Origin of the sequence: Kitasatospora sp. NPDC085879, assembly GCF_040686255.1 — a bacterium.
Lineage (GTDB): Bacteria > Actinomycetota > Actinomycetes > Streptomycetales > Streptomycetaceae > Kitasatospora.
The window spans coordinates 73,602-98,548 of sequence record NZ_JBFBJZ010000034.1; the positions used below are offsets into that span (position 1 = coordinate 73,602).

The window sequence follows — 24,947 nt, forward strand, 5'->3', positions numbered from 1 at the left end:
CCCAGGAGCGAACGCCCATGCGCACCCGCCGTACCGCGGTGGCCTGCGCCGTCCTCACCGGCCTGCTCACGCTCGGCCCGGCCGCGACGGCCCACGCCCACGGCGACACCATCGCCCTCACCGTCACCGGCAGCACCGCCGGACACCCGCAGGCCACCGCCCTGTGGGAGAACGACCGCGACCCGGTCGAGGAGCGGATCGCGGGCACCTTCTCCGCGACCGCCCCCGACGGCCGGACCGTCGGCCCCTGGCGGCTGGTGCCGGTGCCCGGCAAGCCCGGCGCCCTCACCACCGCCGAGGTGCTGCCGCCCGGCCACTGGACAGTCACCGCCGAGACCGCCTTCCCGGGGCTCGGCCGCTACCAGGGCGATCTCGACGTGCCGGTGAGCGACCCGCCGGGGTCGGCCCCGACGGCCGGACCGACCGCGCCGACCGACGGGCCCACCGCCGGTCCGACCGCCGTTCCCACCGGCGGGCGGTCCGCTTCGCCGGGCACCGTCACCGACCCCGTCCCGGCCGGCACCGCCGCCACCGGGAGCCCGGCAGCCGCACCGGCCGGCGCCGACCGCCCGGCCTGGCTGCTCGCGCTCGCGGGCCTCGGCACCGCCGTCCTCGCGCTGGGCGCCGTGGCGGTCGCCGTCCGCATCCTGCGGCGCTCCGCCCGTTCCTGACCCCGCGTCGGACGTCCCGGCCCGTTCCGCGCCGCCTCGACCCCGCGTCGGGCCGGGCGGACGTCCGGGCCCGTCCGCGCCCGGGCACACGGCGGCGACCGCGCAGCCGCGCCGTCGCGCACCCGTGCCCGCCCGTTCCCGCGCCCTGCGCACGCCCGGCCCAGGCACGCCCTGAGCCCGGCACCTCCGGTTCACCCGACCCCGGTCCGCCGGCGACCCCGGCGCACCGGGCCGGACCCTCGGATCAAGGAGCACCATGCACAGACTCCGCGCGTCCCGCCGCAGGAAGACCCTGCTGGCCGCGCTCGTCACCGCGCTCTCCGGCGCACTGCTCTTCGGCATCGGCGTCTTCGCCCAGGCCGCCTCCACCGGCACCGTGATCGGCGGCCAGGGCGGCTACCGCACCGTCAACCAGCGCACCCTGCCCTCGCTGACCTCCCGCATCACCGGCACCTCCGCGGTCGGCGACCACGTCCCCACCGCCTGCCGCACCACCGGCGACCAGGTCGAGGGCAATACCCGCTGGATCTGGTCCGGCACCTACTACATCGCCGACGCCTTCATCAAGGAGAACACCAACAGCCTGCAGGTCTGCGGCTCGACCACGAACACCGGCACCAAGACCCTCGCCATCGGCATGCAGAAGCAGGTCAGGACCCAGTGGTGCTGGGACGCCTCCGGCGTGACCATCGCCGGCTTCTGGGGGCGCAGCGTCAGCCAGGAGGACTTCTGCCGGCTCGCCGCCCGCGGCACCTGGGTGAACTGCAACAACCAGCCCGCCACGCTGGAGGACATGGCCAACGGCCTGGCCGGCGCGGGGCTGGCGAACAGCGGCACGAGCCTCTACCGCAGCGCCTCGTTCGGCGAGACCACCGCCGAGATCGCGGGCGGCCGCCCGTTCGCCGTCCGGATCGGCTGGCGCACCGGCGGCGGCCACATGAACGTCATCTACGGCTACGACAGCAGCAGCAACATGATCGCCGTCGGTGACCCGTGGCCCTCCACCCAGACCTACACCTGGTGGAACTACAGCACCTACGTCAACAACAACTCGTTCCAGTGGACCCACTCCCGCATCGGCATCCACGGCTGAGGAGACGACCGACCGTGACCACCACCCCGAAGCTCCGCCGCACGGCCGTGCTCGCCGCGTGCGCCGGCCTCGCCCTGCTCGCCTCCGCCGCCCCGGCGCACGCCGCCGACGGCCCCGACCTGGGCTCCGCCCAGCAGGTCCTGCAGTCCGGCCAGGTCCGGGACACCGTCTCCCGGTTCCTGACCGTCACCCGGCAGCAGTCCGCCGCCCCGGCCGCTCCCGCCGCCGACGGCGGCACGGTCGGCGCCCCGCGCGCCGCCGCCCCCGCCGGGCCGCCCGCCTTCGACCTGAAGAACCCGGTGGCGCTCTACGAGCTCGCCCCCGACTTCGTCACCGGCAAGGCCCGGCCGACCGCCGAGAACGCGCTGCGGCTGTCCTACCTCGCCTCCCGGGTCGCCGCCGCCGACGGCCACCGCGCCTCCGTGCTGCTCGCACCGCAGGAGCAGCAGAAGGGCGGCTGGCAGCTGGCCGGCATCCGGGACGGCGACGGCGAGGTCGCCCTCGCCGAGCAGGGCACCGCGCAGGCCCGCACCTTCACCGAGCCGCAGATCCACGCCTGGTACCGGCTCAGCGACAAGGGCCTCGTCGAGGCGCTCAACCAGGAGGCGACCAGCGGCCTCGGCGGCAAGCAGAGCATCACCCTCGCCGCCTACCAGAAGCTCGTCACCGCCCGGTACGGCGACAAGCTGCCCGGCTCGGCCTACGACCGCAAGGGCCTGGCCGGCGGCTACCCCGGCCTCGACACGTCCGCGGTGCCCGTCGACACGGTGCCCGCCGGGACCGCCCCGGTCGCGGCGGCCACCCCCGCCGCGGCGCCCGACCGCGCCGCCTGGTGGGCCGCCGCGGCCGCCGGGGCACTCGCCCTGGCCGGCGGCGCCACCGCACTGCTGCGCCGCCGCCGCACCACCGCCGGCACCGACTGAGCGGACCCGACCCGTCGGCGCCGCGGCCACCGTCCCTGTCCGGAGGCCGCGGCGCCGGCGCACCCGCATCGGCCGGGTTGCGGTGCGAAGCCCACCCCCCGGCCCGATCCTGGAGAGGCACGCGGCCGCCCGACCGGGGCGGCGCCGGAACGGGTCCGCCCAGGGAGACCATCGATGACCATCGCCGGAGACTGGTACAACGAGTTCGGCTCGCACATGCGGCTCACCGCCGACACGTCCGGCGGCCTCACCGGGACGTACGTCTCGGGCGCGGGCCGGGTGGCCGGACCGTACGAGCTCACCGGCCGCCACGACGGGCCGGCCGAGCCGGGCGGGAGCACCGCGGTCGGCTGGGCGGTCGCCTGGCGCAACCAACAGGGCGACGCCGGGTCGGTCACCAGCTGGAGCGGGCAGTACCTGGAGAACGACGACACCATCCTCGCCACCTGGCTGCTCACCCGGTCGGCCGCCGCCGACCACGTCTGGGAGTCGACCGTCGTCGGCCAGGACGTCTTCACCCGGCAGGCCCCCGCCCCCGAGGAGATCGAGCGCCACCTCCGCGGCCGCCGACCCGCCTCCCACCCGAGCTGACCGCGACGGCCGAAGGGGCGCCCCGGCTGCGGGGCGCCCCTTCGTACCGGTCGGTAGCAGGTGCGCGTACGATCGTCGGGCCATGGAGAACACAGCCACCTTCACCAGCTACGTCGCCGTCGGGGACTCCTTCACCGAGGGCATGTGCGACGACCTGCTGCCCGACGGCCACTACCGCGGCTGGGCCGACCGCCTCGCCACCGCGCTGGCCGCCGAGCACGACGACGGCGGCTTCCGCTACGCCAACCTCGCCGTCCGCGGCAAGCTGATCGGCCAGATCTGCGACGAGCAGGTCCGCCCGGCCGCCGCGATGGGCACCGACCTGGTCACCCTGGCCGGCGGGTTCAACGACGTGCTGCGGCCCGGCTGCGACATCGCGCACGTCAAGGAGCGCCTGGGCATCGCCGCCCGCACCCTGCTCGCCGGCGGCGCCACCGTGGTCATGTTCACCAGCACCGACCCCAGCCGCCGGATGCCCGGCGGCACCCGGCTGCTGCCGACCATCCTCGAACTCAAGGCCTTCGTCGAGGGAATCGCCCGCGACTCCGAGGGCCGCGCGGTCGTGGTCGACCTCTTCAGCGCCCCCTGCTTCGACGACCCGCGGATGTGGGCCGAGGACCGCCTGCACCTCTCCGCCGAGGGCCACCGCCGCGTCGCCGCCGCCGTCCTCGAAGCCCTCGGCCGCCCGGGCGACGAGGACTGGCGCGCCCCGCTGCCGGCCACCGCCCCGCGGAGCCGCACCGCGAAGCTCGGCGCCGACCTGCGCTGGCTGCGCAGCCACCTCGGCCCGTGGATCGGCCGCCGCCTCACCGGCCGCTCCTCCGGCGACGGCCGCCCGCCCAAGCGCGCCGAGCTGCTCCCGTACGAGGGCTGACCGGCCCGGAGGCCCGGCCGCGGTTTCCGCACACCCCGGTTCGCCACCGCGACCGCGTACCGCAACGAGACAGGAGTACCGAACATGGCCGAGCCGCTGATCGCCGCCGTCGCGGGCCGGGTGCCCGCCGTCGACCCCTCGGCGTTCGTCGCCCCCAACGCGGTCGTGGTCGGGGCTGTCACCGTCGCCGCCCGCGCGGGCATCTGGTACGGGGCGGTGCTGCGCGGCGACGCCGAGGCGATCTCCGTCGGCGCCGACACCAACATCCAGGACAACTGCACCCTGCATGCCGACCCGGGCTTCCCGCTGCGGCTCGGCGAGCGGATCTCGGTCGGCCACAACGCGGTGCTGCACGGCTGCACCGTCGAGGACGACGTGCTGGTCGGCATGGGCGCCACGGTGCTCAACGGGGCCCGGATCGGGTCCGGCTCGCTGATCGCCGCCGGGGCCGTGGTCACCCAGGGCACCGAGGTGCCGCCGGGCTCCCTGGTCGCGGGCGTCCCGGCGAAGGTCCGCCGCCCGCTCACCGAGGAGGAGCGGGCCGGCATCAAGGCCAACGCCGAGGGCTACCTGCTGCTCGCCGAGGCCCACCGCGGTATCACGGCCGGCCCGGGCGTGCAGCCGCTGTAGCCGTTCCGAGGTGCCGGGCCGCCCGTGAGGACGCAAGCTGGTGATCACGACCAACCAGCGGCAGTGCCGGGACGGGCGGAGGCCCGGCGGAGCGGAGGAGCCGTGTTCCAACTGCTGTGGATCCTGATCATCGGGTTCGTCCTCGGCGTCCTGGCCAAGTTGATCCTGCGCGGACCGCAGGCGATCCCGTGGTGGCTCACCATGCTGCTGGGCGCCGCCGGTGCCTGGCTGGGCAACGCCGTCGCCGGCTGGATCGGCGTCGCGCACACCGGCGGCATCGACTGGACCCGCCACCTGCTGCAGATCGGCTTCGCGGTGGCCCTGGTCGCGGTGGTCGCCCCGATGTGGGAGCGCCGGAAGCCCGTCCGATAGCGGCCGGTCCCGGCACCGCCGCACCCGCCGGCCCCGCAGGGGGACCGGCGGGTGCGGTGCCGCGTCAGCTCTTCACGAAGTCCAGCAGGTCGGGCTCGAAGGCCCGCCGGTAGGCGCCGTACAGGCCGTGCGGCGCGCCCTCGTAGATCTTGAGCGTGTTGTCCGGCACGTGCTGAGCGGTCTTCAGCGCGGCCGCCTGCAGCGGGACGATCTGGTCGTCGTCGCCGTGCGCGATCAGCGTCGGCACGTCGATCTTCGTCAGGTCCGCGGTGAAGTCGGTCTCCGAGAACTGGCGGACGCACTCGTACGCGCCGCGGATGCCGACCTGCATGCTCATCAGCCAGAAGGCCCGGCGGGCGCCCTCGGAGACCTGGGCGCCGGGGCGGTTGAAGCCGTAGAAGCTCTCCGAGAGGTCCCAGTAGAACTGCGATCGGTCGCCCTCCACACCGGCCCGGATGCCGTCGAAGGCCTCCAGCGGGGTGCCCTCCGGGTTGGCCGCGCTCTGCAGCATGACCGGCGGGACGGCGCCGAGCAGGACGGCCTTGCGGACCCGACCGGTGCCGTGCCGGCCGATGTACCGGGCGACCTCGCCGCCGCCGGTGGAGTGGCCGACCAGGACGGCGTCCCGGATGTCGAGCTGGTCCAGCAGCGCGGCCAGGTCGTCGGCGTAGGTGTCCATGTCGTTGCCCTGCCAGGGCTGGTCGGAGCGGCCGTGACCGCGCCGGTCGTGGGCGATCGCCCGGAAGCCGCTTTCGGCGAGGAGTTTGAGCTGTTCGTCCCAGGCGTCGGCGTTGAGCGGCCAGCCGTGGCTGAAGACGACGGGGCGTCCGGTGCCCCAGTCCTTGTAGAAGATCCCGGTGCCGTCGGAGGTGGTGATCCTCGGCATGTCTGCTCCCTGTCTCCGGGGCGGCCGGCCGTTCGGCGGCCGCTCCCGGTGGTCGGTGCTGGTCGGGCGGCCCCGTCCTGCCGCGCCCCGTGCCCCGCGGTGCGGTCCGGTGCGGCGGCGGTCAGCCGAACGGGTGAGCCGGCTTCGCTCCGCACCCCGGTCGGCCGGTCGGCCCGCCGGCCGCGCCGGTGGTGCCGGGCAGCCGGAGCCGGTGGTGCGGGCGGTCGGACGCGCGGGGCATGCCTCGACCGTAGGGCGGCCCGGGCCGCTCGGCAGCGCCGCCGGTGCCGGGCCGGGACACGTCAGCCGGTGGTGACGTCGACCGTGGTGAAGCCGAGCGAGCGGAGCAGCCCCTGGAGCATGGCGGTGGTGTTGGTCTCCGCGGTGGCGGTGAGCGCGGTGTCCCGGGCCGCGGTCTGGATCTTCTCGGTCGCCAGGACCTCCAGCCGCTGCTGGTCGCCGGGGTTGCCGGAGAAGAAGTCCCCGATCCGGTCGAACAGGCCGCGCTGCTGCGAGAAGACGTAGGAGCGGCGGACGTCCAGGGTGGCGTCGGCCAGCTTGGCGTGCGGGAGTCTGACGGAGGCCGTCCGGCGGTCCTCGGAGACGGTCACGGCGCCGCCCGGCAGCGCGCCCAGGTCGACGTAGGCGCCGACACTGCCCGCCGCGACGTACAGGGTGCGCTTGCCGAGCAGCTGCGAGGGCAGGAACCGGGCGTCCTGGTCGAGGTCGACGATGACCTGGAAGTCGCCGGTGGCCGCGGTGTACCGGCTCATGTTCTGGATGGACTTGAGGACGGCGGGCCCGCTGCGGTCCACCTCCCGCCTCGCGAACGGGTCGGGCAGGCCGGGGAAGAGGTCCAGCCGGGCCGTGACCAGCAGCAGGGCGAGGACGCCGGCCAGGGCGATCGGCAGCCCGAAGTACCAGGGGAGGCGGCCGCGGGCGGCGCCGGCCCGCCCGCCGCCGCCGCTGGGGTCCGTGTCGGACTCCTCGTCGTGCTCGGACGTGCGCTCGGGTGCGGACCGGCGGGCCATCGCGAACCTCCTGGCGTCGGTGCGGGCGCGGGTGTCCGGCCCGGCCCGCGGATCCTTCCCCCGATCCGGGGTTCGATTCAGACGGCCCAGGGCGGGCTGACCACCGAGCCGTCCGGGAGGGTCGCCTTCAGGCCGGCGGTGGTGGTGACCCAGGCGGCGGCCGCGCCGGGCCCGGGGTTGTCCACCTGCAGCCGGGCGCCGGCCGGGACGACCACGGTGTCCCCGGCCGTGAGGGCCGCCGTCTCGCCGTCGAGGGTGACGACCGGGGTGCCGGCGAGCACGTGCAGCACCTCCTCGCCGCTGACGGTGTGCTCGACCCCGGCGGTGCCGGCGGGGACGTCCAGCCGCCAGGCGCGGAGCCGGTCGGCCCCGGTGGCGGCGGAGGCGTACGAGGTGAAACGGGCTCCGTGCAGGTCGAACACGGTGGCGCTGTCGGGACGGACGACGGGCATGGCGGCTCCTCGACGAAGAAGAAGGTCAGTTCGCTTGCCTATATGGTCAAGTAGATTGACGATATGGTCAAGTGGCTGGACTACTTTCCGGGCCGGGCAGGCCCCTAGACTGGCCGCCATGGACGAGCCCGCCGCCCGCGCCCTGCCGCCCCTGGTCCTCGGCCTGGCCGCCGACCTGGTCCGCACCATCGACGACGGCGTACGCGCCCGCGGCTTCGACGACCTGCGGCCCGCGCACGGCTTCGCCTTCGCCCGGCTCGCCCCCGACGGCGCGACCGTCGGCGACCTCGCCGAGCACCTCGGGGTGACCAAGCAGGCGGCCAGCCAGATGGTCGAGGAACTCGTCCGCAAGGGATACGTGGAGCGCCACCCGCACCCCGGCGACGCCCGGGCCCGGCTGGTCGTCCTCACCGAGCGGGGGTGGGCGTGCACCCGCGCCGCCGACGAGGCCGCGGCCGACGCCGTCCGGCCCTGGCGGCAGACGCTCGGCGACCAGCGCCTGCGCCAGCTCGCGGCCGACCTGGCAGCGCTCGCCCCCAGCGGGCGGCTGCGTCCGGCCTGGTGAGAACGGCCTGGTGAGAACGGCCCGGTGAGGGCGGCCCCGCCGGTGGGCTGCCGTCAGTCGCGGTCGAAGGAGTTCAGGAAGGCGTCCAGCAGGGCCGCGTCGCCGAACACCTCCAGCGGTTCGGCGCCGGCCCGGCACCACAGCCAGAGCAGCAGGTCGGAGGCGGCGCCGCGGACGGCCACCGCACCCTTGCCGTGCTCTCGGGCGACCAGCCAGCGGCCGCCGGCCACCCGCACCGTCCACTCTCCGGCACCGTCGGTGGCGTGCAGGTGCACCCCGCCCGCCGGGAAGTCCGCCGGCGGGACGGCGTCGTGGAACAGCTCCAGGAACTCGTCGATGCCGTCGAGGGCGAGCTCCGTCCCGATCGGCTCCGGACGACCCGCCGCCAGCAGTGCGTCCCAGCCGTGCACCGCCGTCTCCTGCGCCATCCGGCGCTGGACGAACCCGGCGTCCTTCCGGCTCGACCAGGACCAGCGCGGCTCGTCCGGATCCAGCCGCTCCAGCACGGCGGCCAGCTCCTCGCACTGCTCGCCCAGCCAGGCCGGCAGCAGCTCGTCCCGCGGCGGCTCCGGCTCCCGGTACCCCTCCGGGTCGGCCAGCTCGCCGGAGGCGATCAGCCGCCAGAAGTAGTAGACCTCGCCGGTGTGCCGCAGGAGGTCGGCGACCGTCCACCCCGGGCAGCTGGGCACCGGCAGATCGAGGCGGCCCTCGGCGGTCTCCGCGAGGCGGGCGCCGCCCTCGCGCAGAGCTGACGCATAGTCGGTTCGGTCCATGTGCGAACGGTAGCCCGGCCGCACCGCGCCCGGCCACGAGATTCCGCGGTTCCGGGCACCCGTGTGCTTCGAAGACTCCCTAGGCCACCCGGATCGGGCCGCGGCTCACCCGCGGGGCCTCCTGCAGGGCCGCCACCGGCGAGACCGAGACCCGCCAGAGCCGGGCCGCAGACCAGAGCGAGGCGGTCAGCAGCAGGCCGTTGCGGGCCACGATCACCAGGGTGGGCTGCCAGCCGCCCTTGATCATCGCGTCGAAGAAGAGCGGGTAGTCGAGGGTGGTCACGCCCACGGCGAGCAGGATGACCACCGCCACCGGCCGCTGTGAGGAGCCCCGCACCGTCAGGCAGACCGCCGCCAGGCCGATCAGCCAGACCAGGTACTGCGGGCTGATCACCCGGCTGGTCACGGTGAACAGCAGCACCGCCGTCAGCGCCGCGTCGTACGGCAGCGCCGGGTTCCACCGGCGGGCGCGGAACCGCCACAGCAGCAGCCAGCCGAAGGCCATCGCGGTCAGCACCAGCGACACCCGGGCCACCAGGCCCACGTGCGGGCCGAGGAACTCCAGCGAGCCGTAGTGCATGTCCACCTCGCCGGGCCAGCCCAGCTCCCGGGCCACGTGCAGCACGCTGCCGCCCAGCGACTCGATCTCCACCCCGCGGCCGCGCTGCGCGGTCAGGAAGTCCAGTGAGCCGTCGAACATCGTGGCCATCACGAGCAGCAGGGCCGCCGCCGCCAGGCACATCCCCGCCCAGGCCTGCCGGGTGCCCTTGCCGCGCGGGGCGCCGAGCACCACCAGGGCGGGCCACACCTTGACCATCGCGCCGAGCCCGGCGAGCGCGCCGCCCGCGACCGGCCGGCTCGGCATCAGCAGCAGCGCGGCCATCGCCAGCGCCGTCACCGGCAGGTCGTACCGGCCGTACGGCAGGCCGAGCAGCAGTGGCAGCGACAGCGCCCACATCCACGCCCCGGCCGTCGAACGGCCCCGGTGCACGCCGCCGTTGCGGCGCAGCGAGACCCGCACCAGCGCGGCCTGGGTGACGGCGTCGGTGAGCAGCATCAGCAGCGCGAAGGCCTGCAGGTAGGTGAGGAAGGGCAGCAGGCCGGGCGCCAGCATGGCCAGTGCCGCACCGGGCGGGTACTGCCAGGTCACGTCGCCCGCCGGGAAGTGGCCCTCGCTGAGTACCAGGTACCAGTGGTGGTAGGTGCGGTGCACCTCGATCGCCTGCTCCGCCTTGCCGGATCGGAGCATCCCGATCATGACGAGCCGCGAGGCGATCCAGTACCCGGCCAGGGCGAGCGCCTCGCGGGGCCAGGTCGCCGGCCGCGTCCAGCGGAACGGCCCGCCCTGGGGCATCCCCCACTGGGTGACCGGTGTCGGGGCCTGAGCCACCATCGCCTCCACGGAGAGCTGCACGTGCCTGTGATCTATCTCTCATATCAGACAAATCGGGTCGGGTAATCGCGGTGAAACCGTGTGTCACCGACCGTCAGCACAACGCGCCACGCCGCCCGCAGGACACGGCCCGACCCGATCCGGCGGGCCGCACCTGCCAGAATGCAGGGCGTACCAGGAGGAACCCCGGGAGAAGGTGGCAGGCTCCGTGACCATGCCGGTCGAACGCAAGATCGCCGAAGAGCTGGGCGTCCGCGAAGGGCAGGTGAAGGCGGCCGTCGACCTGCTCGACGGCGGCGCAACCGTTCCCTTCGTCGCCCGCTACCGCAAGGAGGCCACCGGCGCACTCGACGACGCCCAGCTGCGCACCCTCGAAGAGCGGCTGCGCTACCTGCGCGAACTGGAGGAGCGCCGCACCGCCGTCCTCGAGTCCGTCGAGGCCCAGGGCAAGCTGGACGACGCGCTGCGCGCCCAGATCCTCGCCGCCGACTCCAAGGCGCGCCTGGAGGACATCTACCTCCCGTTCAAGCCCAAGCGGCGCACCAAGGCGCAGATCGCCCGCGAGGCCGGCCTGGAGCCGCTCGCCGACACCCTGCTCGCCGACCCCACCCAGGACCCGGCCGCCCTCGCCGCCGACCACCTGAACGAGGCCGTCCCCGACACCGCCGCCGCCCTGGACGGCGCCCGCGCCATCCTGGTCGAGCGCTTCGGCGAGGACGCCGACCTGGTCGGCTCGCTCCGCGAGCGGATGTGGACCAGGGGCCGCCTGGTCGCCACCGTCCGCGAGGGCAAGGAGCAGGACGGCGCCAAGTTCGCCGACTACTTCGACTTCGCCGAGCCCTTCACCAAGCTCCCCTCGCACCGCATCCTCGCCATGCTGCGCGGCGAGAAGGAGGAGGTCCTCGACCTCGATCTCTCCCCGTACGACGGCGAGGACGGCGACCTGCCCGGGGCGAACGACTACGAGCAGCGGATCGCCGCCCGCTTCGCCGTCGCCGACCGCGGCCGCCCCGCCGACAAGTGGCTGACCGACACCGTCCGCTGGGCCTGGCGCACCCGCATCCTCGTCCGGCTCGGCATCGACCTGCGCACCCGGCTGCGCCAGGAGGCCGAGGACGAGGCCGTCCGCGTCTTCGCCGCCAACCTGCGCGACCTGCTGCTCGCCGCCCCCGCCGGCACCCGCGCCACCATGGGCCTCGACCCGGGTTTCCGCACCGGCGTGAAGGTCGCGATCGTCGACGCCACCGGCAAGGTCGTCGCGCACGACACGATCTACCCGCACCAGCCCGCCAACAAGTGGGACGCCGCGCTCGCCACCCTCGCCGCCCTGGCGAAGAAGCACGCCGTCGACCTGGTCGCGATCGGCAACGGCACCGCCTCCCGGGAGACCGACAAGCTCGCCGAGGACCTCATCACGCGGCACCCGGACCTCGGCCTCACCAAGGTCATGGTCTCCGAGGCCGGCGCCTCCGTGTACTCCGCCTCGGCCTTCGCCTCGCAGGAACTGCCCGGCCTGGACGTGTCCATCCGCGGCGCCGTCTCCATCGCCCGCCGCCTGCAGGACCCGCTCGCCGAACTCGTCAAGATCGACCCCAAGTCGATCGGCGTCGGCCAGTACCAGCACGACCTCAGCGAGGTGAAGCTCTCCCGCTCGCTGGACGCCGTCGTCGAGGACTGCGTCAACGCCGTCGGCGTCGACGTCAACACGGCCTCCGCGCCGCTGCTCACCCGGGTCTCCGGCATCACCGGCACCCTCGCCGACAACATCGTCGCCCACCGCGACGCCAACGGGCCCTTCCGCACCCGCAAGGCGCTCAAGGACGTCGCCCGGCTCGGCCCGAAGGCCTTCGAGCAGTGCGCAGGCTTCCTGCGCATCCCCGGCGGCGACGACCCGCTGGACGCCTCCGCCGTCCACCCCGAGGCCTACCCCGTCGTCCGCCGCATCCTCGCGGCGACCGGCGGCGACCTGCCCGCCCTGATCGGCAACGGCCAGGCACTGCGCGCGCTGCGCCCCGCCGACTTCGCCGACGACACCTTCGGTGTGCCCACCGTCACCGACATCCTCGGCGAGCTCGACAAACCCGGCCGCGACCCGCGCCCCGCGTTCAAGACCGCGACCTTCAAGGAGGGCGTCGACAAGATCGGCGACCTGGAGGTCGGCATGGTGCTGGAGGGCGTCGTCACCAACGTCGCCGCCTTCGGCGCCTTCGTCGACATCGGCGTCCACCAGGACGGCCTGGTGCACGTCTCCGCGCTGTCCAAGAACTTCGTCAAGGACCCGCGCGAGGTCGTCAAGCCCGGCGACATCGTCCGCGTCAAGGTCACCTCGGTCGACGTGCCGCGCAAGCGGATCGGCCTGACCCTGCGCCTCGACGACGACACCGCCCCGCGCGGCGGCGGCGAGCGTGCCGAGCGCGGCGACCGGCGCGGCGGCGACCGCGGCTCCCGACCGCCCCGTCAGGACCGCCGCGGCGGCGGCCGCGAGCAGGCCCCCGTCGCCAACTCCGCGATGGCGGACGCCCTCCGGCGGGCCGGCCTGACCCGGTAGCACCCCGGCACCCCAGTGCGGCGCCGGGCTCCCCGCCGAGCCCGGCGCCGCCGCACACCCCGGCCCGGCCGGGGGCCCGGCGGACCGTCAGCCGCGTGCCGCGCGGGACTCCACGGCCAGTGCCACCAGCTCGCCCCACCAGGCGTCCCGGCCGCGCACCAGCAGCCGCTGCGCCTCCTCGGCGGGCATCGCCCGCACCTCGACGACCTGTTCGCCGTCGTCGGGGTTGGTCGGCAGCGAGTCCACCACCACCTCGGCCCAGCCCCAGAGCCAGGCCTTCTCCGGGTGCGGCTGCCACGGCCGGTAGGGCTCGGGGGCGTCGGTCACCGCGTGGTGGGCACCGATCCAGACCGGCGGCGACAGCAGTCGCGCGCCCGCCTCCTCGCGCAACTCCCGTACCAGGCACGACTCCACCGACTCGGCCGCCTCACGGGTGCCGCCGGGCAGGAACCAGTGCCCGCGGGCGTCCCTGCAGAGCACCACCCCGCCTTCGCTGAAGCCCACCACATGGATGTTCGTGATGAGCTCGTCGGGCGGGAGTTCGGCCGAGAACTGCGCGTCGATACCGCCCCAGGCCCAGCGCTGTGGGGCGTGCAAGTGCGGGAAACGGGCTGCCAGCGCCGCGAGTTCCCCTGCTCTGTCCGTGGTGTCCGTCATTGATCGATACTAGTCCGCCGACCGGCCCGCGGACGCGTCTTCCCGGTCGCGTCCACCGGAAGGGTGGTTCGGGGACGGTGAAGGCCCGCCGACGGCCGCCCGCGCCGAAGCGGCGGGCGGTCACCGGCGGGCCCGGAGGGGTCCGCGGGGGACTTACTCGACGATGCCGGACTTGGCGATGGTGATCTCGGCCGAGGTGCGGCCGCTCTGCGAGCCCTTGGACTCGACGAGCTTCACGACCTCCATGCCCTCGACGACCTCACCGAAGACGACGTGCTTGCCGTCCAGCCAGGCGGTCGGGACGGTGGTGATGAAGAACTGCGAGCCGTTGGTGTTGCGGCCGGCGTTCGCCATCGACAGCAGACCCGCCTGGGTGTGCTTGATCTCGAAGTTCTCGTCCTCGAACTTCGCGCCGTAGATGCTCTTGCCACCGGTGCCGTTGTGGTTGGTGAAGTCACCACCCTGCAGCATGAACTCGGGGATGACGCGGTGGAAGCCGGAGCCCTCGTAGCCGAAGCCGTTCTGGCCGGTCGCGAGTTCGCGGAAGTTGCGGGCGGTCTTGGGCACGACATCGTCGTACAGCTTGAAGACGATGCGCCCGGCCGGAGCACCGTCGATCTCGATGTCAAAGAAAACGTTCGAAGCCATGTGGGAAATCATGGCACGGACCGGGACCGGACGCAGACAGCGCCACCCGGTCGCCGCCGCCCGCTCCGGCCGGTGGCGGCCGGAGCGGGCGCCCCGATCGGGCTGTTCACGGGGCGGGGACGGCGGTCACCAGGCAGCCTCCCGGTAGTCCTTGAGAAACACGCCGGAGACCGGCGCGCCGGCCTCGCCGCGGACGATCGGGTCGTAGATCCGGGCCGCGCCGTCCACGATGTCCAGCGGCGTGCGGAACCCGGCGGCGGCCTTCCGGGCCTTGACCGGGGCGGGCGTCTCGTCGGTGATCCAGCCGGTGTCGACGGCGCACAGGTGGACGCCCTGCTTGGCGAGTTCCGCCGCGCTGGTGCGGGTCAGCATGTTGAGCGCGGCCTTGGCCATGTTGGTGTGCGGATGGTCGGGCGTCTTGTTGCGGACGGCGAACCGGCCCTCCACGGCGGTCACGTTGACGATGTAGCGGTTGGGGTGCGGCGAGGCGAGCAGCAGCGGCAGCAGCCGGTCGCAGAGCAGCGCCGGGGCGACCGCGTTGACCAGCTGCACCTCCAGCAGCTCGGCCGGGTCGAGCGAACCGAGCTTCGCCGACCAGGAGTTGTGCTCCCGGGTGTCCGGCAGCAGCCCGGCCTCGTCGGCGCGTGGCGGCAGCGCCGCCGGGAGCAGGCCGTCGGCCACGGACGCGCGGCCGGTCGGGGCGGACTCCAGTTCGGCGGTCGGCCAGGCCGGTGTGAGCGCGGGCATCGGCCGGAAGCCGGGCGCGTGCAGGATCCGGGCGCTCTCCGGGAGGGCGGCCTGCTCGCCGGCGGTGAGCAGCGCGTACGCCTCCGGGGGCCGCCGTATGGTCTGGGCGGCGTTGTTGACCAGGATGTCCAGCGGCTGCCCCTCGGCGTGCAGCCGCTCGCAGAGGCCGAGGACCTGCCGCGGGTCGCGCAGGTCGATGCCGACCACCCGGAACCGGTCCCACCACTCGGCGCTGTCCCGGACGGCCCGGAAGCGGCGCACGGTGTCGCCGGGGAAGCGGCTGGTGACGGTGAGGTCGGCGCCGTCGCGGAGCATCATCAGCGCCAGCTGGAAGCCGATCTTCACCCGGCCGCCGGTGAGCAGGACGCGGCGGCCGCGCAGGTCGGTGCTCAGCCGGCGGCGGGCGGTGTTGTCGGCCGCGCAGTCGGGGCAGAGCCGGTGGTAGAAACCGTCGAGTTGTCGATAGGACGACTTGCAGATGTAGCAGTGGTGGGAGCGCGCCAGCGTGCCGAGCGGCGCGGCGGCCCGGTCCGGGCCGGCGAGCGGCGCGTCCTCGCGCCGGTCGGGGGCGCCGGTGGCGGTACGGGCGACCAGCGCGGCGTCGGCGGCGCGGGCGGCGTCCTGGGAGTGCTGGCGGCGCCGACGGCGGCCTTCGCGGACGAGCACACTCGCGGTCTTCTCGGCCCGCACCCGCACGGGGTGGTCCACGGGCAGCCGCCGCAGGCGGGCCACGGTGTGCTCGTAGGCCGCGAGTTCGTCCTCGGAAAGCTCGGTGGTCAGCGGTGGCACGGCCCCTCCGTTCGGGCTCGGTGTCGGCGGCCCGGCGGTGGTGGCCGGGCTCGCGGGTACACCGCCGGAGCCGCCGTGAGTCCGGCCGCCCCGGCGGTGCTGGGAGCCTAGCGAGCGCCACTGTCAGGCCGGTATCGATTAACCGGCGGCGTCCGGCGGCCTGCGCTCCGTCACCAGGTGGGCGCGGGAACGGTCATGATGCCGAGGGTGCCGCCGGCCGGGAACAGCCCGGCTCTCACCACGGTGAGGAAGAGCGGGCCGAGGCCGTCCAGCAGGCGCCGGGTGCGGTCGGCGCCGAGGCTCTCCCAGGGGCCGGCGGCGAGCTGGTCGGTGAGCCGTTCGACCTCGTTGCGACCGGCCCGGCCGCGCTCGGTGGCCCGGCCGTCGGCGTCCAGCCAGCCGCGGGAGGCCAGCCGTTCGGCGGCGGCGGCCCACTCCTCGTCCGTCCAGCCGCGGCCGGCGAAGTCCGGCACGGCCACCGCGCCGGTGGCGGCGAGCGAGACCAGCGACTCGCACGGGTCGAGGCCGGCCGCCTGCAGGGCGACGAGGTGGCCGTCGCCGCGGTGCTCGCGCAGCACGGTGGCGGCCTGCCAGATCACCAGGTGCGGCTCGTCCGGCCAGTCGAGCGCGGCGTTGGCGGCGGCCAGCGGGCGTCCGGCGGTGACGGCGGACTCGGCCGCGGCGCGGGCGAGTTCGGCGGCCCCGGCGAGGTCGGGGAGGTCGGCACCGCCGAGCAGACCGCGGTAGAAGGAGTCCACGGCGCGCAGCCGGGCCGCGAGGACCTGCTCGGGCGCGGCCACCGACCAGGCGGCCGGGACGTGCCGGGCGACGGCGGCTGGGCTGAAGCCGTAGCAGAGCGCGGTGGCGAGTTCGGCGCTCGCGGCGCCGAACGGGGCCGTCCGCCAGGCGAAGTAGCTGGGCCAGCGGGTGGCGGTGTCGTAGCCGAGCGCCGCGGCCTCGGCGAAGGCCTCGGGGGCGTAATAGAGGATCGCGTGCAGCGGTTCGAGGTGGTGCCAGGCGCGGCGCGGCAGGGCGCGGTCGAGGGACATGCGCGAGGGTCCTCCTGGGTGGGTCGGCGACCTGTGGTCAAAACGCAGCCCATGATGCACCCGGAGTGTGAGTGTCCGTCAGATGTTCGATCCGGCGTGAGGGGCCGGTGCCCCCGGCGGGGCACCGGCCCGGAAGAGGAGGGGCGTCAGCCCCGGTACTGCGCGAAGATCTTCGAGAACTCGTACGGGCTCTGCGGGATGTTGGTGCACTTGTAGAGCGCGCCGGTGCAGGCGTTGGCGTCGCGGCCCATCTCCCAGAAGGACAGCATGCCGAGGTGGTGCTGCTGCGCGAAGGAGACCAACTGCCGGGCGTCGTCCTGGTTGTAGATGCCGTGGTCGTCGTTCTCGCCGAGCATCGGGGTGACGCCGGTCATCGCCCACAGCTGGGCGTCGCTCTTGCCGGGGTAGAGACCGGCGAGCTGGTCGCGGGTGGACTGGGCGGCCTGCACGGCGTCGGTGCCGTAGTCGGTCGAGGGCCGGTTGTAGTCCATCGCCATGACGTTCACCAGGTCGACGGCGACCCCGGCGTCCCGGGTCGCGCGGACCACGGCGAGTCCGTCGGCGGTGAGGCCCTCGGGCAGCACCGGCAGGGTGAAGGAGACCTTCAGGCCGGGGTGGGCCTGCTGAAGCTTGGCGAGCGCGGCGCCGCGGCGGGCGTTGGCGGCGGTGTCGGGCACGGCCGCGCCCTCGATGTCGAAGTCGACGTACCTCAGGTTGTAGGCCTTGACCACGGCGTCGTACTCGGCGAACAGCGAGTCCACGGTGGAGCAGGCCTGGGCGAGTTCGGTGCCGGAGGCGCCGCCGAAGGAGACCTTGACGTCCCCGCCGGCCGCCCGGATCGCGTCGATCTGGTCCTTGCCCCAGCCGGTGCGCGGGTCGTAGGCGTTGAACCAGCTGGCCTTGCAGCCGGTCGAGGTCACGAAGGCGAGAGTGAAGGACTTGAGGTTGCCGGCGCTCGCCATCCCGGTCAGCGAGGGGGTGGGCCAGGCGCCCATGTCGACGTACGGCGCGACCGGGACGGCCACCGCGGGACCGGTCGGCGTCGAGGTCGGGGTCGACGTGGGCGTCGAGGTGGGGGTGGCGGTCGGCGTCGTGGTCGGTGTCGTGGTCGGGGTGGCGGTGGGCGTGGTGGTCGGGTTGCCGCCGGGGCCGGAGAGGACCAGGTCGTCGGCGAGGTAGGCGCCCTGGCCGTACCAGCCGTGCAGGTAGACGGTGACGCTGGTGGTGGCGGGGCCGGTCTTGAAGCTGGTGCTCAGCTGCTGCCAGCTGCTGCCGCCGGGCGTCCAGGTGGCCGGGTCGGTGACGCCGTTGCCGGTGGCGCCGAGGTAGACGTACTGGCCCTGCACCCAGGCGGAGAGGCTGTAGGTGGTGTTCGGCTGGACGGCGACGGTCTGCGTGCACTGGGCGGTGTCGCTGTTGGACGCGGCCCCCCGCAGTGCGTAGGTGCCGCCGTGCGCACCGGTGTTGACCACGGAGCCGGTGCCGGCGGAGCAGGTCCACGGGCTGAGCGAACCGCTCTCCAGACCGGGGTTGGCGAGCAGGTTGGGGGCGGCCGCGTCGGCGCCGGACGCGAGGACGGAGAGGCCGCCCGCGGCGAGAGCGGCCGCGCAGGCGGCAGCGGCGATGCGGCCCTTGCGGCGGGCGGCATGGCGGTGGAGCGCGCGTGGCATGGGGAGTGCCTTTCGGGACGTGGCCCGCCGGCCGCGCGGATGTGGGGGAGCGCGGTCGGGGGCGGGGAGTCGGAGGGCGGCGCCGCTCACACAAAATGGACTAGACCATCTGGGCACGTCAACCCTCCGAGCGCCTCCTCGGCGAGGCTTACGGCGCCCTTAAGGTCCGGTACGGCTCCACCTGCTGACATGCCGTCGAAAGCCACTTGACCTCGAGTGCACTCCAACCGGCAGGCTTGGTCCCGCGAACCGATCACCACCCGAGGAGGAACAGATGCGTACCACCACGCTCGGCACCGGCGGCCCCGAGGTCGGAGTGGTCGGCCTGGGCTGCATGGGGATGACCTGGGCGTACGACCCCAACGGCCGGGACGACACCACCTCGGTCGAGGTCGTCCGCACCGCGCTGGACCTCGGGGTCACCCTGATCGACACCGCCGACATCTACGGCCCGTACGACAACGAGGAGCTGGTCGGCAAGGCGCTGGCCGGCCCGTACCGCGACCGGGCGGTGCTGGCCACCAAGGTCGGCCTGGTGCCCGGCACCGGCGGCGCGCGGGTCGGCAACGACGGGCGGCCCGAGCACGTACGGAAGGCGATCGACGACAGCCTGCGTCGGCTCGGCACCGACCACGTCGACCTCTACCAGCTGCACCGGGTCGACCCGAAGGTCCCGATCGAGGAGACCTGGGGCGCGCTCGCCGAGGCCGTCACGGCCGGCAAGGCGCTGCGGATCGGCCTCTCGGAGGCCTCGGTGGAGGAGATCCGGCGGGCGCAGGCCGTCCACCCGGTCGCCTCCGTGCAGTCCGAGCTCTCGCTCTGGACCCGGGACGCGCTCGCCGAGGTGCTGCCCTACACCGAGGCCAACGGGATCGCCTTCCTGCCGTTCTCCCCGCTCGGCCGGGGCTTCCTGGCCGGCCGCTTCTCCTCGACCGGCGACCTGCCGGCCGACGACTGGCGGGCCACCCTGCCGCGCTTCCAGGCCGAGGCCCTGGAAGCCAACCTGGCGCTGGTGACGAAGGTCCGGGAGATCGCCGAGCGGATCGGCGCGACGGCCGCCCAGGTGGCGCTCGCCTGGGTGCTCGCCCAGGGCCGCCTGGTGATCCCGATCCCGGGCACCAAGACGCCCGCGTACCTCGCGGACAACGCCGCCTCGGCCGAGGTGAGGCTCTCCGCCGAGGACCTCGCCGAACTGGACGCCCTGCCCGCCCCGGTCGGCGACCGCTACTGAGACAGCCGCGCCAGGGGCGCTGGGAGGTGCCCCCAGCGCCCCTGGTGGTGCACCCCGAGTGCCTCGGAGCGAGTGCCTCAGGCCGTCCCGTCCATCACCCAGATCAGCTTGCGGCCGGTCTCGGACGGCGCGGTGATCAGCGCCTCGTCGACCCGGTCCAGCCGGTAGCCGAGCCTCCGGGGGACAGCCGCGCTCGCCGTGTTGGCCTCGTCGCAGTGGATCTCCACCCGCCCGACGCCCGGCAGTGCCAGCGCGGCCTCGGTGAGCGCCCGCGCGCCCGCCGTGGCCAGGCCGCGGCCGACGTGCCCCTCGGCGACCCAGTAGCCGATCTCCAGCGCGCCCGGCCCGATCCGCCCGTGCAGGCCGAACGCACCGATCACCTCGCCCGGTTCGGTGTCCGGGGCGAGCACGTACATGAAGTCGGTGCCCGAGTCCCAGACCTCCTCACCGGCCCGGGACATCTCGATGCTGTGCTCCATGCTGGGCGCCGCCCCCGCCCACGGCATCCACGGGCGCAGATGCTCCAGATTGGCGCGGACGGCCTCGTTGAGCGCGGCCGCGTCCGCCACCCGGCGGCGCCGGAGCGACGCACCGAGCGGCAGCGGCAGCAGCTCCGGCGGACGGGCGGCGGACACCGGGCGCGGACCGGTGTCAGGAACGTCGGCAGTGTGGTTCATGACAAGGATTATCGGTGCGGGCCGGCGGCGCCTTCAACGGCTTTCCCGGCGTGCCGGATCCGGCCGCGCGCCGGTGTGCGGCCGTGCCCGCCACTCTCTTCGCAACCGCACCAGGACTTCCTCCAGCCCCTTGCGTCGCAGGTCCGGAACCCGCGCCCCGTCCGCCGGGTAGCCGACCGGGATCACGTACGCCGCCCGCTCCTCGGCAGGCCGGTCGCAGACCCCGTTCAGGAAGCGCATCGGGCTCGGCGTGTGCGTCAGCGCCGCCGGCCCCGCCTCCCGCAGCCGCCGCTTGTCCGTCGGCGCAGCACACGGCGGGCCGCTGGTACAGACCTCCGGCAGGGCGCGGTCCGCGGTCTCAGAGCTCGCGGACCCGGCCGTCCTCGACCACCAGCCGGCGGTTCACCGTGACCGCCTCCAGCATCCGCCGGTCGTGCGTCACCAGCAGCAGCGTCCCGGTGTAGGAGGCCAGCGCCGACTCCAACTGCTCGATCGCCGGCAGGTCCAGGTGGTTGGTCGGCTCGTCCAGCACCAGCAGGTTCACCCCGCGGGCCTGCAGCAGCGCCAGCGCCGCCCGGGTCCGCTCGCCCGGCGACAGCGTGCCCGCCGGACGCAGCACGTGCACCGCCTTCAGCCCGAACTTGGCCAGCAGCGTACGCACCTCCTCGTCGCTGAGCTCCGGCACCGCCGCCGCGAACGCGGCCGACAGCGGCTCCTCGCCGAGGAACAGCCCACGCGCCTGGTCGACCTCACCGACCACCACGCCCGAACCCAGCACGGCGCTGCCGCCGTCCAGTTCGAGCCGGCCCAGCAGTGCGGCCAGCATCGTCGACTTGCCGGCGCCGTTCGCCCCGGTGATCGCCACCCGGTCCGCCCAGTCGATCTGCAGGTCCACCGGACCGAAGGAGAAGTCCCCGCGCCGGGCGGAGGCACCGCGCAGGGTGGCCACGACCGCGCCGGAACGCGGCGCGGCGGCGATCTCCATCCGCAGCTCCCACTCCTTGCGCGGCTCCTCGACCACGTCCAGCCGCTCGATCATCCGCTGCGTCTGCCGGGCCTTCGAGGCCTGCTTCTCCGTCGACTCGGCACGGGTCGCCCGCGCCTTCTTGTCGTTGTCGCTGCCCTTGCGCCGGGCATTGCGGACGCCGTGCTCCATCCAGTTGCGCTGCATCTGCGCGCGGGCCTCCAGGCCGGCCTTGGTGTCCGCGTAGTCGTCGTACTGCTCGCGGGCGTGCCGGCGGGCCACCGCCCGCTCCTCCAGGTACGCCTCGTAGCCGCCGCCGTACACGTTGACCTGCTGCTGGTGCAGGTCCAGCTCCAGCACCCGGGTCACCGTCCGGGCCAGGAACTCGCGGTCGTGGCTGATCAGCACGGTGCCCGCGCGCAGCCCCTTGACGAAAGCCTCCAGCCGCTCCAGGCCTTCCAGGTCCAGGTCGTTCGTGGGCTCGTCCAGCAGGAACACGTCGTAGCGCGACAGCAGCAGCGAGGCCAGGCCGGCCCGGGCGGCCTGGCCGCCGGAGAGCGCCGTCATCGGCAGGTCCAGCGAGACCTTCAGCCCGAGCTGGTCGGCGACCTCCTCGGCCCGCTCCTCCAGGTCGGCGCCGCCCAGGTCCAGCCAGCGGTCCAGGCTCGCCGCGTAGTCGTCGTCCGCACCGGGACGGCCCTCCACCAGGCCCTCGGTGGCCTCGTCCAGGGCCGCCTGCGCGGCCGCCACACCCGTCCGCCGGGCCAGGAAGTCACGCACCGACTCGCCGGGGCGGCGCTCCGGCTCCTGCGGCAGGTGACCCACGTTCGCGGTCGGCGGGCTCAGCCGCAGCTCACCGCCCTCCGGCGTGTCCAGGCCGGCCAGCAGACGCAGCAGCGTCGACTTGCCGGCGCCGTTCACCCCGACCAGGCCGATCACGTCGCCGGGCGCGACCACCAGGTCGAGCCCGGCGAAGAGGGTGCGCTCGCCGTGACCGGCGGCAAGGTCCTTGATTACGAGAGTGGCGCTCATGATGCGCCGATTCTAGGCCGAACGGGCCGCGGCCCCGTCCGGTGCCGCGGTCAGGGGCTCTGCACCGGGCTGATCTCGAACACCCCGCACACCCGCAGGTGGAACGGGACGAGCATCTGCTGGGTGCTCGCGGGCGGATACACCCCGAGGTAGGTCGAGGTCGTCCGGCAGCTCGGGACGACACCCGGGTCGTTGGTGCGGATCGTCGCCGCCGCGGTGCCGGCCGGTGCGAGCACCACCGTGGTCACCGGGACGCCGTTGCGGGCGGCCGGCGCACCGATCATGGCGTGGCCGGTCGTGAGCACGCTGACACCGGGGTAACCGCGCAGCGCACAGGAGTGGGTGGAGGTGTTGGTGAACTCCACCGGGTAGAGGAAGGACCCCGCGGCGCCCTGCGGGCTGCCGACGGCCAGGTACAGGTCGCCGGCCTGGCAGGTGGGGGTCGCGGGTGCGGCCTGGACGCTCTGTGCGGCGGTGACCGCCCCACCCGCCGCGAGGAGGGCGGTGGCGGAACCGAGGGCCAGGGTGCGCTTGCCGATGCGAATCATGACGTCCCCCGTCCGGGAACGGGCAGGCACCATCTGCAGACCTGCCCACACCCCTGGAGACGCCGAACCGGGCAGGGACGGTTCTACCGACAGGTGCCCCCAGCGCCCCTGATGTGGCCGGCCACAATAAATCCGTTGCCGTGCTCACGGGGCCGTCCGTAGCGTGGTGGGCGTTCGCACGACAGCCCGCACGTCTGGAGAAGGCCCTTGCTCTTCTGAGGTCACGAGACACCGCTCGATGCTCCCGCCCGACCCGTAGTCGTCGGCGGTGGAGCGCGTGCGAGCGTGCGACCTCGGACGAGAGCCGGCCCCTCCTCGGTGCCCGTGCCGCCCTGTGCCGTCCCTGCCGCTCCCGCGGTGTCTCCCGTGTTGCTCCCTCTCACATCCGCAGCAACCGCAGGAGGCCATCCATGGCTCAACCCACCACGTCCGTCCTCTGCTCGGACCTCTCCTTCGAGTGGCCCGACGGCGCCTCCGTCCTGGACGGCTTCCATCTGGCCGTCGGCCCCGGCCGGACGGGCCTGATCGGCCTCAACGGCGCCGGCAAGTCCACCCTGCTCCGGCTGATCGCCGGCGAGCTGACGCCGACCTCCGGCACCGTCCGGGTCGGCGGCGAGCTCGGCTACCTGCCGCAGGGCCTCACCCTGCGGCAGGACGAGCGGGTCGACGAGGCGCTGGGCATCCGGATGACGCGCGAGGCCCTGCACGCCATCGAGTCGGGCGACACGGACGAGCGGCACTTCACCGCCGTCGGCGACGACTGGGACGTCGAGGAGCGCGCCCGGGAGACCCTCGACCGGCTCGGCCTCGACCGGCTCGACCTCGACCGCACCACCGGCGAACTCTCCGGCGGCGAGGGCGTGCTGCTGCACCTCGCGGCGCTGCTGCTGCGCCGGCCGGACGTGCTGCTGCTCGACGAGCCCACCAACAACCTCGACCGGTCCGCCCGCAGGCGGCTGTACGAGGCGGTGGCCGCCTGGCGCGGCGTCATGGTGATCGTCAGCCACGACCGCGAACTGCTGCAGCACGTCGACCAGATCGCCGACCTCAGGGACGGCTCGGTGACCTGGTACGGCGGCAACTTCGCGGACTACGAGCGGGCGCTGGCCGCCGAGCAGGAGACCGCGGAGCGGGTGGTGCGCAACGCCGCCGCCGATGTGCAGCGGCAGAAGCGCGACCTGATCGAGGCCCGCGCGCGGCTGGAGCGCAGCGCCGTGTACGGGAGGAACAAGTCCGCCCAGCGCAACGACCCGAAGATCCTCGCCGGGGCGTTCAAGAACAGGGCCGAGGCGACCTCCGGCCGGGTGCGCGGTATGCACGCGGAGCGGCTCGCCGAGGCCAGGGAGCGGCTGACGGCGGCCGAGGAGGCCGTCCGGGACGACGCCGAGATCCGGATCGACCTGCCGCGCACCGCCGTCCCGGCCGGCCGGACGGTGCTCGTGCTCGACGGGGTGCGGCCGGCCCACGGCCCGGTCGGCGCCCGGCGGATCGACCTGGAGCTGCGCGGCCCTGAGCGGGTGGCCCTGGTCGGCCGCAACGGGTCGGGCAAGTCCACGCTGCTGCGCACGATCGCGGGCGAACTCGCCCCGGCGGCGGGGGAGGTGTCGACTCCGGTGCCGATGCGGCACCTCCCGCAGCGGCTCGACCTGCTGGACGACGCGCTGAGCGTGGTCGGCAACGTCCGGGCGTTCGCGCCCGCGGCGGGGGAGAACGCGATCCGGGCGCGGCTGGCCCGCTTCCTGTTCCGCGGGGACCGGGCCGACCGGCTCGCCGGCACGCTCTCCGGCGGCGAGCGGTTCCGGGCCACGCTGGCCGCGCTGCTGCTCGCCGAGCCGCCGCCGCAGCTGCTGCTGCTGGACGAGCCGACCAACAACCTGGACCTGGCGAGTGTCCGCCAGCTCACCCAGGCGCTGGCCGGCCACCGGGGCGCGCTGGTGGTGGTCAGCCACGACGTGCCGTTCCTGCGGTCGCTCGGCATCACCCGCTGGCTGGAGCTGGACGAGGGCGTCCTGCGCACCGTCGACCCGCTGTAGGCGGGCCGGGCAGGCCCGGAAACGGCGCCGGGGAGGGCCGACCCCCTGCGGTGGACGATGTGCGGGCAGAGCGCCAAGAAGGCGGAGGCCTCGACGCAGC

General features: G+C 74.4%; 24 protein-coding genes and 1 pseudogene. 11 read left to right on the forward strand and 14 right to left on the reverse strand.

What is annotated here, in order from left to right; genetic code table 11:
* The first annotated feature begins 17 nt into the window (after positions 1-17).
* The 7 genes from AB0P35_RS24865 to AB0P35_RS24895 all read left to right on the forward strand — a co-directional run bounded on the left by AB0P35_RS24865 (position 18) and on the right by AB0P35_RS24895 (position 5,154).
* A complete protein-coding gene (locus AB0P35_RS24865; protein ID WP_363514368.1) occupies positions 18-671 on the forward strand; it encodes a hypothetical protein in 654 nt (217 codons plus the stop codon).
* A 256-nt stretch (positions 672-927) separates the two neighbouring features.
* On the forward strand, positions 928-1,764 hold the full coding sequence (locus tag AB0P35_RS24870; protein ID WP_257019446.1) for a papain-like cysteine protease family protein: 837 nt from the start codon (positions 928-930) through the stop codon (positions 1,762-1,764).
* A 14-nt stretch (positions 1,765-1,778) separates the two neighbouring features.
* Positions 1,779-2,687 (forward strand): hypothetical protein, encoded by a 909-nt coding sequence (locus AB0P35_RS24875; protein ID WP_363514371.1) that lies wholly within the window; start codon positions 1,779-1,781, stop codon positions 2,685-2,687.
* A 174-nt stretch (positions 2,688-2,861) separates the two neighbouring features.
* Positions 2,862-3,278, forward strand: coding sequence for an avidin/streptavidin family protein (locus AB0P35_RS24880; RefSeq protein ID WP_363514374.1), 417 nt, complete (start codon positions 2,862-2,864; stop codon positions 3,276-3,278).
* Between the two features lie 82 nt (positions 3,279-3,360).
* On the forward strand, positions 3,361-4,152 hold the full coding sequence (locus tag AB0P35_RS24885) for an SGNH/GDSL hydrolase family protein (RefSeq protein WP_363514377.1): 792 nt from the start codon (positions 3,361-3,363) through the stop codon (positions 4,150-4,152).
* Positions 4,153-4,236: 84 nt separating this feature from the next.
* Positions 4,237-4,782 (forward strand): gamma carbonic anhydrase family protein, encoded by a 546-nt coding sequence (locus AB0P35_RS24890; protein ID WP_363514380.1) that lies wholly within the window; start codon positions 4,237-4,239, stop codon positions 4,780-4,782.
* A 102-nt stretch (positions 4,783-4,884) separates the two neighbouring features.
* Positions 4,885-5,154, forward strand: coding sequence for a GlsB/YeaQ/YmgE family stress response membrane protein (locus AB0P35_RS24895; RefSeq protein ID WP_363514383.1), 270 nt, complete (start codon positions 4,885-4,887; stop codon positions 5,152-5,154).
* Positions 5,155-5,218: 64 nt separating this feature from the next.
* Here the strand turns inward: AB0P35_RS24895 and AB0P35_RS24900 are convergent, their stop codons facing one another.
* The 3 genes from AB0P35_RS24900 to AB0P35_RS24910 form a co-directional block, all read right to left on the reverse strand.
* Complete coding sequence (locus AB0P35_RS24900) at positions 5,219-6,040, reverse strand: alpha/beta hydrolase (protein ID WP_363514386.1); 822 nt, start codon at positions 6,038-6,040, stop codon at positions 5,219-5,221.
* A gap of 302 nt (positions 6,041-6,342) precedes the next feature.
* Positions 6,343-7,071, reverse strand: coding sequence for a DUF4230 domain-containing protein (locus AB0P35_RS24905; protein WP_363514389.1), 729 nt, complete (start codon positions 7,069-7,071; stop codon positions 6,343-6,345).
* Positions 7,072-7,148: 77 nt separating this feature from the next.
* A complete protein-coding gene (locus tag AB0P35_RS24910) occupies positions 7,149-7,523 on the reverse strand; it encodes a cupin domain-containing protein (RefSeq protein ID WP_363514392.1) in 375 nt (124 codons plus the stop codon).
* 118 nt (positions 7,524-7,641) lie between these two features.
* On the opposite strand from AB0P35_RS24910, the gene AB0P35_RS24915 reads away from it, so the two are divergent.
* The gene (locus AB0P35_RS24915; protein WP_363514395.1) at positions 7,642-8,088 is read left to right on the forward strand and encodes a MarR family transcriptional regulator; all 447 of its coding nucleotides are present in this window, start codon (positions 7,642-7,644) and stop codon (positions 8,086-8,088) included.
* A gap of 53 nt (positions 8,089-8,141) precedes the next feature.
* Here AB0P35_RS24915 and AB0P35_RS24920 read toward each other — a convergent pair whose 3' ends face one another.
* On the reverse strand, positions 8,142-8,861 hold the full coding sequence (locus AB0P35_RS24920; RefSeq protein ID WP_363514398.1) for a maleylpyruvate isomerase family mycothiol-dependent enzyme: 720 nt from the start codon (positions 8,859-8,861) through the stop codon (positions 8,142-8,144).
* A gap of 79 nt (positions 8,862-8,940) precedes the next feature.
* Positions 8,941-10,275 carry a glycosyltransferase 87 family protein gene (locus AB0P35_RS24925; RefSeq protein WP_363514401.1) on the reverse strand — a complete coding sequence of 445 codons (1,335 nt, stop codon included), beginning with the start codon at positions 10,273-10,275 and terminating at the stop codon, positions 8,941-8,943.
* A gap of 193 nt (positions 10,276-10,468) precedes the next feature.
* On the opposite strand from AB0P35_RS24925, the gene AB0P35_RS24930 reads away from it, so the two are divergent.
* Entirely contained in the window at positions 10,469-12,802 is a 2,334-nt protein-coding gene (locus AB0P35_RS24930) for a Tex family protein (RefSeq protein WP_363514440.1), read from the forward strand.
* An 87-nt stretch (positions 12,803-12,889) separates the two neighbouring features.
* Here AB0P35_RS24930 and AB0P35_RS24935 read toward each other — a convergent pair whose 3' ends face one another.
* The 5 genes from AB0P35_RS24935 to AB0P35_RS24955 all read right to left on the reverse strand — a co-directional run bounded on the left by AB0P35_RS24935 (position 12,890) and on the right by AB0P35_RS24955 (position 18,362).
* Positions 12,890-13,459 carry an NUDIX hydrolase gene (locus tag AB0P35_RS24935; protein ID WP_363514404.1) on the reverse strand — a complete coding sequence of 190 codons (570 nt, stop codon included), beginning with the start codon at positions 13,457-13,459 and terminating at the stop codon, positions 12,890-12,892.
* A 153-nt stretch (positions 13,460-13,612) separates the two neighbouring features.
* Positions 13,613-14,107: a peptidylprolyl isomerase gene (locus tag AB0P35_RS24940; protein WP_095876691.1), complete on the reverse strand. Its 495-nt coding sequence runs from the start codon at positions 14,105-14,107 to the stop codon at positions 13,613-13,615.
* A 126-nt stretch (positions 14,108-14,233) separates the two neighbouring features.
* Positions 14,234-15,634: an SDR family oxidoreductase gene (locus AB0P35_RS24945; RefSeq protein ID WP_363514442.1), complete on the reverse strand. Its 1,401-nt coding sequence runs from the start codon at positions 15,632-15,634 to the stop codon at positions 14,234-14,236.
* A 179-nt stretch (positions 15,635-15,813) separates the two neighbouring features.
* Entirely contained in the window at positions 15,814-16,692 is an 879-nt protein-coding gene (locus AB0P35_RS24950; protein WP_363514408.1) for a hypothetical protein, read from the reverse strand.
* A 146-nt stretch (positions 16,693-16,838) separates the two neighbouring features.
* Entirely contained in the window at positions 16,839-18,362 is a 1,524-nt protein-coding gene (locus AB0P35_RS24955; RefSeq protein WP_363514411.1) for a carbohydrate binding domain-containing protein, read from the reverse strand.
* Positions 18,363-18,636: 274 nt separating this feature from the next.
* Between AB0P35_RS24955 and AB0P35_RS24960 the strand changes: the two genes are divergently transcribed.
* Positions 18,637-19,593 carry an aldo/keto reductase gene (locus tag AB0P35_RS24960; RefSeq protein ID WP_363514414.1) on the forward strand — a complete coding sequence of 319 codons (957 nt, stop codon included), beginning with the start codon at positions 18,637-18,639 and terminating at the stop codon, positions 19,591-19,593.
* 77 nt (positions 19,594-19,670) lie between these two features.
* Here AB0P35_RS24960 and AB0P35_RS24965 read toward each other — a convergent pair whose 3' ends face one another.
* From AB0P35_RS24965 to AB0P35_RS24980, 4 genes and pseudogenes are all read right to left on the reverse strand, one after another.
* A complete protein-coding gene (locus tag AB0P35_RS24965) occupies positions 19,671-20,270 on the reverse strand; it encodes a GNAT family N-acetyltransferase (protein ID WP_363514417.1) in 600 nt (199 codons plus the stop codon).
* Between the two features lie 102 nt (positions 20,271-20,372).
* Positions 20,373-20,549 (reverse strand): annotated as a pseudogene (locus AB0P35_RS24970) (nitroreductase family protein); the annotation flags it as partial.
* A gap of 79 nt (positions 20,550-20,628) precedes the next feature.
* On the reverse strand, positions 20,629-22,266 hold the full coding sequence (locus AB0P35_RS24975) for an ABC-F family ATP-binding cassette domain-containing protein (RefSeq protein WP_363514420.1): 1,638 nt from the start codon (positions 22,264-22,266) through the stop codon (positions 20,629-20,631).
* Positions 22,267-22,316: 50 nt separating this feature from the next.
* Positions 22,317-22,814, reverse strand: a complete 498-nt coding sequence (locus AB0P35_RS24980) for a DUF4232 domain-containing protein (RefSeq protein WP_363514423.1) — start codon at positions 22,812-22,814, stop codon at positions 22,317-22,319.
* 410 nt (positions 22,815-23,224) lie between these two features.
* On the opposite strand from AB0P35_RS24980, the gene AB0P35_RS24985 reads away from it, so the two are divergent.
* Positions 23,225-24,847 (forward strand): ATP-binding cassette domain-containing protein, encoded by a 1,623-nt coding sequence (locus tag AB0P35_RS24985; protein ID WP_363514426.1) that lies wholly within the window; start codon positions 23,225-23,227, stop codon positions 24,845-24,847.
* The last annotated feature ends 100 nt before the right edge of the window (positions 24,848-24,947 follow it).